General features: G+C 56.3%; 8 protein-coding genes. 3 read left to right on the plus strand and 5 right to left on the minus strand.

Annotated features, from left to right (window positions below):
* The coding region (locus tag VFU50_13580) for a PDZ domain-containing protein (GenBank protein ID HEU5233889.1) at positions 1-480 on the plus strand (480 nt) is incomplete at its 5' end.
* 91 nt (positions 481-571) lie between these two features.
* Here the strand turns inward: VFU50_13580 and VFU50_13585 are convergent.
* Positions 572-1,216, minus strand: coding sequence for a pyridoxamine 5'-phosphate oxidase family protein (locus VFU50_13585; GenBank protein HEU5233890.1), 645 nt, complete (start codon positions 1,214-1,216; stop codon positions 572-574).
* A gap of 408 nt (positions 1,217-1,624) precedes the next feature.
* Between VFU50_13585 and VFU50_13590 the strand changes: the two genes are divergently transcribed.
* Both VFU50_13590 and VFU50_13595 read left to right on the plus strand, forming a co-directional pair.
* Complete coding sequence (locus VFU50_13590) at positions 1,625-4,651, plus strand: Ig-like domain-containing protein (protein HEU5233891.1); 3,027 nt, start codon at positions 1,625-1,627, stop codon at positions 4,649-4,651.
* 231 nt (positions 4,652-4,882) lie between these two features.
* Positions 4,883-6,868, plus strand: a complete 1,986-nt coding sequence (locus VFU50_13595) for a S9 family peptidase (protein ID HEU5233892.1) — start codon at positions 4,883-4,885, stop codon at positions 6,866-6,868.
* 76 nt (positions 6,869-6,944) lie between these two features.
* Here the strand turns inward: VFU50_13595 and VFU50_13600 are convergent, their stop codons facing one another.
* From VFU50_13600 to VFU50_13615, 4 genes are all read right to left on the minus strand, one after another.
* The gene (locus tag VFU50_13600) at positions 6,945-7,307 is read right to left on the minus strand and encodes a YciI family protein (GenBank protein ID HEU5233893.1); all 363 of its coding nucleotides are present in this window, start codon (positions 7,305-7,307) and stop codon (positions 6,945-6,947) included.
* Positions 7,308-7,432: 125 nt separating this feature from the next.
* A complete protein-coding gene (locus VFU50_13605; protein ID HEU5233894.1) occupies positions 7,433-7,852 on the minus strand; it encodes a YciI family protein in 420 nt (139 codons plus the stop codon).
* Positions 7,853-8,153: 301 nt separating this feature from the next.
* On the minus strand, positions 8,154-8,480 hold the full coding sequence (locus tag VFU50_13610; GenBank protein ID HEU5233895.1) for a hypothetical protein: 327 nt from the start codon (positions 8,478-8,480) through the stop codon (positions 8,154-8,156).
* 20 nt (positions 8,481-8,500) lie between these two features.
* Positions 8,501-8,681: sigma factor-like helix-turn-helix DNA-binding protein (locus VFU50_13615; GenBank protein HEU5233896.1), on the minus strand; the 181-nt coding region annotated here is incomplete at its 5' end.

Raw genomic sequence — 8,681 nt, forward strand, 5'->3', positions numbered from 1 at the left:
AAGATGGACGGGCGCGAAGTCTCAGATGCCGGCCAACTCCAGGTGCTGGTCAGCCAACAGCAGCCCGGAACGACGATTCATCTCGACGTAATGCGCAATGGAAAGTCGATGAACATCCCTGTGACCGTCGAAGAGCTAGGCGGCAACAAGCACGGCCAGGAAAGCGCGAGCAACCCGCAGGGCAAAGCGCGCTGGGGACTCGGCCTGTCCGATCTCAATCCCGACGTTCGCGAGCAACTACAGGCGCCCAGCGACGTGCAAGGCGCAGTGGTAGAACGCGTAGTGCCGGGCAGCCCAGCCGACAACGCTGGAATTGCGAGCGGCGACGTTATTGTGTCGGTAGATCGCAAACCGGTGAAATCCGCACAGGACGTCCAGCAAGCATTGTCGAACGTACCTGCCGGACAGGACGCGCTGGTACTCGTCTGGAGCCAAGGCGGCAATACCTTCCGAGTGATGCACCCAGGCGAGCACTCCTAATCGCATAGCGCTCAAGCGAAGAAGCGCCGGAGCAATCCGGCGCTTTTCATTGTGACCTCTTGTTTTTGCCTTCGTGACCTTCGTGTTCGCTCTAGCTTTTTCTGTATCGGCTCACGTACTCAGGAACCGGAATACCATCTGCGAGTCTCGAATCGGGAATCGGCGATTCCGCGACAAGCCTGAGCGGCAACACACCCGCCCACATCGACAACGCGTAATCTTCTTCATCATCGGCGGGAGGTCCGGTCCGGATCTTGGCCGAAGCTTCTTCGATCGAAAATTCCAGTACGGACGTAGCTTTCAATTCCTGATCCGTAGGCTGGCGAACATTTTCCCATCTGCCGCGAATCAAGTGTTCCGAAATCCTCCGCAGCGCATGATTCTTTTCTTCGCGCCCTTCGATCTTGAGTGCCGTCCCGAATGCAACCACCGAACGATAGTTCATCGAGTGATGAAAGGCAGAACGCGCCAGCACAAGTCCGTCGACGATGGTGACGTTCACGCACGCCTGGACACCTGTCTCCAGATGACGAAGCATCCGGCTTGCCGCCGAGCCATGCATAAAGAGCTTGTCCTCTTCCCTTCCAAAGAGCGTGGGAATTACGAATGGCTGGCCTTCCACATTGAACCCGACGTGTGCTAAAAAGGAAGCATCCAGAATTGCTCGAATGGTTTCTGGATCATGAGCGCCACGTTTTGGTAATCGTCTAAGCTGCGTTCGTTCGGTAATCGTCATCTCGTCTCTCTGGCCGCAATCCATCCTCTGGCCCTGAACATTTTGTAAGCAAAAAATTTGTTGGAGCTACAGTTCAGAATGCCAGAGATGCCTCAACTCTCCAAACGACTCGTAATCCCGCCACGTCGGTCTCACCTCGTCTGCCACTTCTTTTATCGGCCCAAGGTACAGCGACCTCTGGTTCTATACGCCTGAGGACACGGTCTGGCGGCATCTATGCGCCTTGAGCCGCCCTGCCTAGACTTTTTGCAGCGCCGCATCCCCCACCCACCGAGCGCAACTTCCGGGTGGTCTAGCAACTGATTGCCCTAGGAACGCTGACGCCAACCGTTCCTCCTGGAAATCGATATCCATCCTCTGGCTCGCTGGCCGCTATGGCCAAGCACTGAATACAGGACGAGTGTGCCCGTGAGCGAGAGACTCTTTAAGCTTGGAAGCTTTCTTGTCTGCTTGTCAGTCGTATCGACATTCATCAGCGGCTGCGGAACCGCGGGCGCCAATGTCGGACAGTCCACGATTGCTCCGCAAACCTGGACCATTTCGGGAACGCTGGCGCCGGCCTCGAGCACGGCAGGAGCCGCCGTCGCCCTCAGCGGCAGCGCCAGCGCCAGCGTGACTGCGGACGCAAATGGCAACTACAGCATTACCAATATTTCCGACGGAACTTACACAGTCACACCGACGAAAAGTGGGATCACCTTTTCGCCCGTCAGCCAGACCGTAACCATTAACGGCGCATCGCAAACCGCAGTGAACTTCAGTGCATCGGGTGGCGCAGGACCCACTCTGCAATCGATCACCATCAATGCCGGCGGCACATCGATCGCAAAAGGCACCACCGCTCAATTTAGTGCCACGGGTACCTTCACCGACGGCAGTACGCAGAACCTGACGAATTCGGTGACGTGGAGCTCTTCGAGCGCGGCTATCGCGGCCATCAGCGCAAGCGGATTGGCGAGCGGCCTCTCCACGGGAAGCAGTGCGATCAGCGCGACCCAAAACGGGATTACGTCTAATGCGATCACACTGACCGTCACCGCCGCCACATTGCGCTCGATTACGATTAACGGTGCCGGCGCGTCGATCGCGAAGGGCACCACTGATCAGTTCACAGCCACGGGAACATTCACAGACGGCAGCACGCAAAACATCAGCAACTCAGTCATATGGACTTCATCAAGCACGAGCGTGGCCACCATCGATTCGAGCGGGCTTGCGACTGGCAAAGGCGTGGGCTCAACCAACGTCACAGCCTCTCAGAGTGGGATAACCTCCAACGCTCTCGCGCTGAGCGTAACTGCGGCTACGCTGCAATCCATTACGATCTCGGCGGCTAAGACTTCGATTGCGAAAGGAACAACCGACCAGTTCACGGCGACGGGTACCTTCAGCGACGGCAGCTCACAGACCCTTACGAGTTCCGTGGCTTGGTCATCATCGAATTCTTCCGTGGCGACGGTAAACGCTTCCGGCCTAGCCACCGCAGCAGGAACGGGGACAACGAATATCAGCGCTACACAAAGCGGAGTCACCTCGAATTCCGTCGCGCTGAGCGTAACCGCCGCGGTTCTGCAATCCATCGCGATCAATGCTCCGAAGACTTCAATCGCAAAAGGCAGCACCGATCAATTCACCGCAACTGGCACCTTCACCGACGGCAGCACGCAGAACCTCACGACTTCTGTTACTTGGAGTTCTTCGAACACAGCGGTGGCTACAATCAGCGTCGGCGGTCTGGCAGCCGGAAACTCTGTAGGATCTACGAATGTCTCCGCCAGCCAGGGCGGCATAACCTCAAACGCAGTCGCGCTAACCGTGACCGCGGCAGTGTTGCAGTCGATCGCAATCAGCGCCGGAAGCTCCTCCATTGCCGACGGCACGACCGAGCAGTTCACTGCAACTGGAACATTTACCGACGGCAGCACGCAGAACTTGACCACTTCCGTCACATGGACTTCGTCGAATACCGCCGTCGCGACAATCACGACCGCAGGACTGGCAACTGCTCTCATCGGTGGAACAACGAACGTGAACGCGACGCAAAGTGGGGTGGTGTCGAATACGTTTGTACTCACTGTCACTTCGGCAACGCTGCAGTCGATTTCTGTGAACGCTGCATCAGGTTCGCTGAACATCGGCTCCAGCCAGCAGTACACCGCGACGGGGACGTTCAGCGACGGGAGCACACAGACTTTGACGAACTCGGTTGCCTGGAGCTCATCGAGTACGACTGTGGCTACGATCAGCGGAACAGGCTTGGCAACGGGCGTTGCAGTCGGTCAGGCAACGATAACGGCAACTCAGTCCGGCATTGGCGGGTCGCAACAGCTATCTGTCACTGCAACCATATCCGGAACGCTTACCGCATCAGGGAGCGCTGCCACAGTCACACTGAGTGGCGCAGCGTCCTCCAGCACCACTGCTAACAGCAATGGAAATTACAGCTTTGGTGGACTGGCGAATGGCACCTACACGGTTACTCCAAGCAAGGCAGGTGTGACGTTCAATCCTGCCAGCCAGACGATCACGATCAACGGAAGCTCCAGCACAGGCGTGAACTTCGGCATCGCGCAAGGACAATTGACGCCATCACCTACATCGATCCCGTTCGGCAGCGTTGCGGTGGGCAGTACCGGATCACAATCCCTGACCATTCAGAACACCGGTACGGCAAGTGCGACGATCTCCCAGATCAACATTACTGGATCGGCATTTGGCGTTACAGGTGTCACGCTTCCAATCACGTTGTCAGTAGGCCAGAGCGTTACCTACACTGCGCAGTTCACCCCGAGTTCCGGCAGTTCAGTTTCGGGAAGCATTTCGGTAGTCAGCAACGCTGCCAACACTCCGCTGAGTATTGGATTAACCGGAACCGGCGTAGCGCAGTTAACGATATCGCCGAGTTCGCTGTCGTTCGGTAGCCTGCTTGCAGGAACATCCACCAGCTTGCCGGCGACACTGGGGGCACAAGGCGGCAATGTGACTGTCTCGTCAGCTACCGTAAGCGGCGGCAGCTATTCGCTGAGCGGCATCACACTTCCCTTGACCATCTCTGCAGGACAAACCGCTTCGTTCTCTGTCACCTTCACTCCTAAAGCCGCTGGATCCTTGCCTGGCAGCATTGCTTTTGTCAGCAACTCGACAACTTCGCCCACGTCGATTTCCCTTTCCGGAACTGGTACTGCGCCGCAGCACAGCGTTTCATTAAGCTGGGTCGCGAGCACGTCGACGGTCTCCGGATATCGGGTCTACCGCGGAACCCAGAGCGGAGGCCCATACGCATTGATCAGTTCTGGACTTGTAGCCGTTCTGACGTATACGGATTCAACGGTGCAAGCGGGCACGACCTACTTTTATGTCGTGACTGCCGTGGACAGCGGCGGCAACGAGAGTTCGTTCTCGAATGAAGTGCAGGCAGTCGTGCCGACGCCGTAGTCAGCACCGCAGAGACAGCGCGTGGACGCACTCGACGGCTGAGCCGCACATAGCAGTCGTGAACGCTGCACAGCCGGATTGCCGCTAAACAAGCTGAATGAGCCACTATGAATGTCCTTCTGCGCTGAAATAATGCCCTGGCCGACTGAGTTTGCAGGCGTGTGTAGTTGTGCTCCGTCCCCTTCCCTGCCAGGAAGTGCTATCTTGTTGCGCTGCAATGGGAGATAGCTAATGAAGAGGCTCGGATCTGTAGCCGTCTGCGCTTTTGTTGCGCTGTGTGTCACCACCTTCTCTGCCGCTTCAGGTCCAGAGGATCGGACCGCGACCAACCCGAAGAGCCTGCGCTCTCAGGCGAATGCATCTGCTAAGCCGGTTCCAATCGACGACTTGTTCCTCACGCACTCGATCGGCGGCGGAGCGTGGTCGCCGAACGGAGAGGAAATTGTTTTTGAAAGCAATGCGAGCGGGCGCACGAACGTTTGGAAGATTCATTCCGACGGAAGCGGCGCCATTCAACTCACCCACTCTGACGACCGCCAATTCGCTGCCACCTGGTCTCCCGATGGAAAGTGGATCGTCTATCAGCAGGATGTCGGCGGAGCCGAAATCTGGGATTTGTTCGCTGTGGCGGCTGAGGGCGGCAACCCTGTCAACCTCACCAAAACGGAAAAGATTGCCGAGAGCAGTCCCTTATGGTCGCCTGACGGCGAGAAGCTTGCAATTGCCTACAAACCAAAAGAGTCCCCTGTCACGGATATTGCCATTCTGGACTGGAAGAGCCGCCAGGTCACGAAGCTCACCAACGAGCAGGCACAGGATCACCGATGGAGCGCTGCTGGCTGGAGTCGAGACGGAAAATTCATTTTGGCGAACCGCGGGAATGCGCTCTTTACCGACAGCGATGCGTATCTGATCGAAGTGAGTACCGGCAAAGCGGAGAAACTCACGGCCCACGACGGGCAGCAGCTCTTTGAAGGCGACGACCTTTCTTCCGACGGCAAGACTGCGCTCATCTCCTCGAACGCGAAGGGCGGGTACTTCAATGTGGCTCTTCTTGACGTGCCGACCAAGAAGCTGCGCTGGGTAACCGATACGCAATGGGATGCGCACGCCAGCTCGTTTTCACCGGATGGGAAGCAATACGCCTACATCATTAACGAGGATGGACGCACACACGCGTTTATCGGCAATACCGGAACGGGAACATCGCAACCGGTGCAGATGCCCGAAGGACTTACCGACTTTACCGGAAATCCAACCGCCTTCTCTCCCGACGGAACGAAGGTACTGCTGAATCATCAGAGTTCACGGCGTCCAAACGATCTGTGGACATACTCCCTGAGCGATGGGAAATCGCAACAGCTCACGAAGTCGGCCAGCGACACCATCGATGCCGCTCTCCTGCCGCAGTCGCAGCTCGTGAGTTATAAAAGCTTCGACGGAACTATGATCAGTGCGTTTGTGTGGGTGCCATTCAATCTCAAGCGCGATGGCACGAATGCCGCTGTCATTCTTCCACACGGCGGTCCTACAGGCCAGACTCCTGACTTCTTCAATCGCACGGCTGCGGCGCTGGCCACGCGTGGATACATCTGCATTGCTCCCAATGTGCGCGGTTCGACCGGCTACGGAAGGAAGTTTCAGGAAATGAACGTAAAAGACCTCGGCGGTGGCGATCTTCAGGACGAAGTCTTTGCTGTGAACTTTCTCAAATCGAGCGGCTATGTTGACGCAAAGAAGGTCGGCATCACTGGCGGCTCTTACGGCGGTTTCATGACCTTGATGGCCATCGGCAAGACGCCGGACGTGTGGGCCGCGGCCGTCGAGGAGTACGGAATCATTAACTGGCTGACAATGCTGCAGCACGAAGATGCCTTTCTGCAGCAATACGAGAAGTCGTTGCTAGGCGATCCGGAAAAGGACCGCCAGATTTACGAAGACGATTCTCCATTGAAATACATTCGAAACGAAAAGGCGCCGCTGTTAGTGCTTCAGGGCGAGAACGATCCACGTGTACCAAAAGAGGAAGCTGAGCAGGTGGTCGAGATCCTGAAGAAAGAGGGGCGCACTGTTGACGTGCACTACTATCCGAACGAAGGACACGGCTTCGCTAAGCGCGAGGACCAGATCGACGCTCTCAAACGCACCGCCGATTGGTTCGATAAATACCTGAAGAACGGGAACGGCAAAACCAAGAGCGAACACGAAGGTCACTGAGAAACAAATAAGAGGTCACGGAGAGTACTTCGTGACCTCGTCTTTTCTGACATCGTGACCTTCGTGTTCGCCTTTCTCAGGAAGCGACTGCGTTCGCGCAAGTTCCGGCTTCGAACACTTGCCGAATCTCGCATTCGCCGTCGCCTGCCACTTGCAAGAATTCCTTCGCTTGCTCGATTGCTTCCTGTTTCGATTTGGCTTGCAGAATGGCGAAGCCGCCGATTACTTCTTTTGTTTCCGTGAATGGTCCATCAGTCACGCTGATTTTCCCATTCGACAAACGCACGCGCGCGCCTAACGCGCTCGGCAAACAGCCTTCCGTTGCCAGCAATGCGCCCGAGCGCATGTATTTGTCGATCAGCTTGCCCATCGCGGCCATTTCTTCGGCTGACGGCGGAACGTCGCGCTCAACAGTTCTGTAAATACTCAGGAATTTCACTGGTCTTCTCCTCTCGTCGGTTTCTCGTAGCTCAGGAACCAGGCCCTGGGGCGGCCGGCTCCACGTCTCCTGTTGGTAGATCGAATGAGTCTGCCCAGATCGACATCGCAGCCGAAAGAAATTAACTATTTTTTCGTTGCGATCTGCTTGCGTACCCGCTCTTCCTGCTGTCGCAGTTCGGGGGTGAACTCCTCGCCGAACTCCTCTAGCTCATGCAACGGACGAATCTCAATCTCGGTTCCGCCGTCGAATGGAGCTTTCTTCAGCCATTCGACTGCCTCCTCAATTGACTTAACCTTCCAAACCCAGAAGCCTGCAATCAACTCCTTTGTCTCAGTGAACGGACCGTCGGTGATGGTGCGCTTTGACCCGGAGAACTTTACGCGTTTTCCTTTGGACGAGGCCTGCAGACCCTCGCCGGCGAGCATGATGCCCGCTTTAGCAAGTTCTTCGTTGTACTTGCCCATTTTGCTGAGAATTTCTTTGTCGGGAAGAACTCCTGCCTCGGAATCTTTGTTCGCTTTTACGATGACCATTACTCGCATTGTCTTGGTTTAACTGCTTCTCCTCCTCTGCAAGTATGTCGGACGGCTAGAAGCGATTTCGACAAATTCCGGGGTTCTTTTTTGTAAGCTGCGAAGCCACGGAGCCGCGAAGCTCCGAAGCTCGAGTCCGTGCCGTGCCCGTTCCCGGGCAGGGAATGGAGTAACCCGCGTTTGTTCCGGAGAGGAAGTGGCTTAGGATCTACGAGGCATGCTGGCGAGTTCAGGCAATAGCTACTCACCCATCCGCTACCGCGGACGGTACTGACTTTTGTGAAAACGATCGTTCAGACGTGAGAAAACTCTAGTGCTTCTCCGGCGTAGCTTCGCGGCTGCGGAGCTTCGTGGCTTCGTGGCTGCCGAATTCAGTTACTTTTTTTTTTCCGGCGCTTTGCGCCTTAGCCTGTGGCCGAACTAGTCCCTCGCGTTCCAGCGAGTTTTGGATGTTATCCCAGACCTGCGGGCTGGGATCGCGCAATGGCAGCAACAGCTTTGCCTGATCCGCAATGTAGCGGAGATCCTTTACCAGATCGGAACAGACGGGGCACGTTTTCAGGTGTTCCATCTCGCTGGCGTCGCCGCCGCTCTCAAATATGTAGGGCAGGACCTCTTGAAATTCTGCGCACGTCATCTTCTTACGTTCTCCCCCACTCATCGGCGTGCCGCCTTCTCTGCCTTGCTGAGCTTCAGCAGGTCGCGCAGCTTCATTCTTGCCTTGTGGAGCTGCGACTTGCTGTTTCCGATGGAACATCCCATCATCTCCGCTATTTCGTTGTGCTCATATCCTTCGATGTCATGGAGCACGAATATGATGCGGTAGCCTGGAGGCAGA

It is taken from the genome of Terriglobales bacterium, from assembly GCA_035764005.1.
Lineage (GTDB): Bacteria > Acidobacteriota > Terriglobia > Terriglobales > Acidobacteriaceae > Gp1-AA112.

Bases quoted from the DNA above. Each gene is read 5' to 3' on its own strand.
- VFU50_13585 (HEU5233890.1), bottom strand. From the start codon at position 1,216: ATGACGATTACCGAACGAACGCAGCTTAGACGATTACCAAAACGTGGC.
- VFU50_13605 (HEU5233894.1), bottom strand. From the start codon at position 7,852: ATGCGAGTAATGGTCATCGTAAAAGCGAACAAAGATTCCGAGGCAGGA.
- VFU50_13610 (HEU5233895.1), bottom strand. From the start codon at position 8,480: ATGACGTGCGCAGAATTTCAAGAGGTCCTGCCCTACATATTTGAGAGC.
- VFU50_13595 (HEU5233892.1), top strand. From the start codon at position 4,883: ATGAAGAGGCTCGGATCTGTAGCCGTCTGCGCTTTTGTTGCGCTGTGT.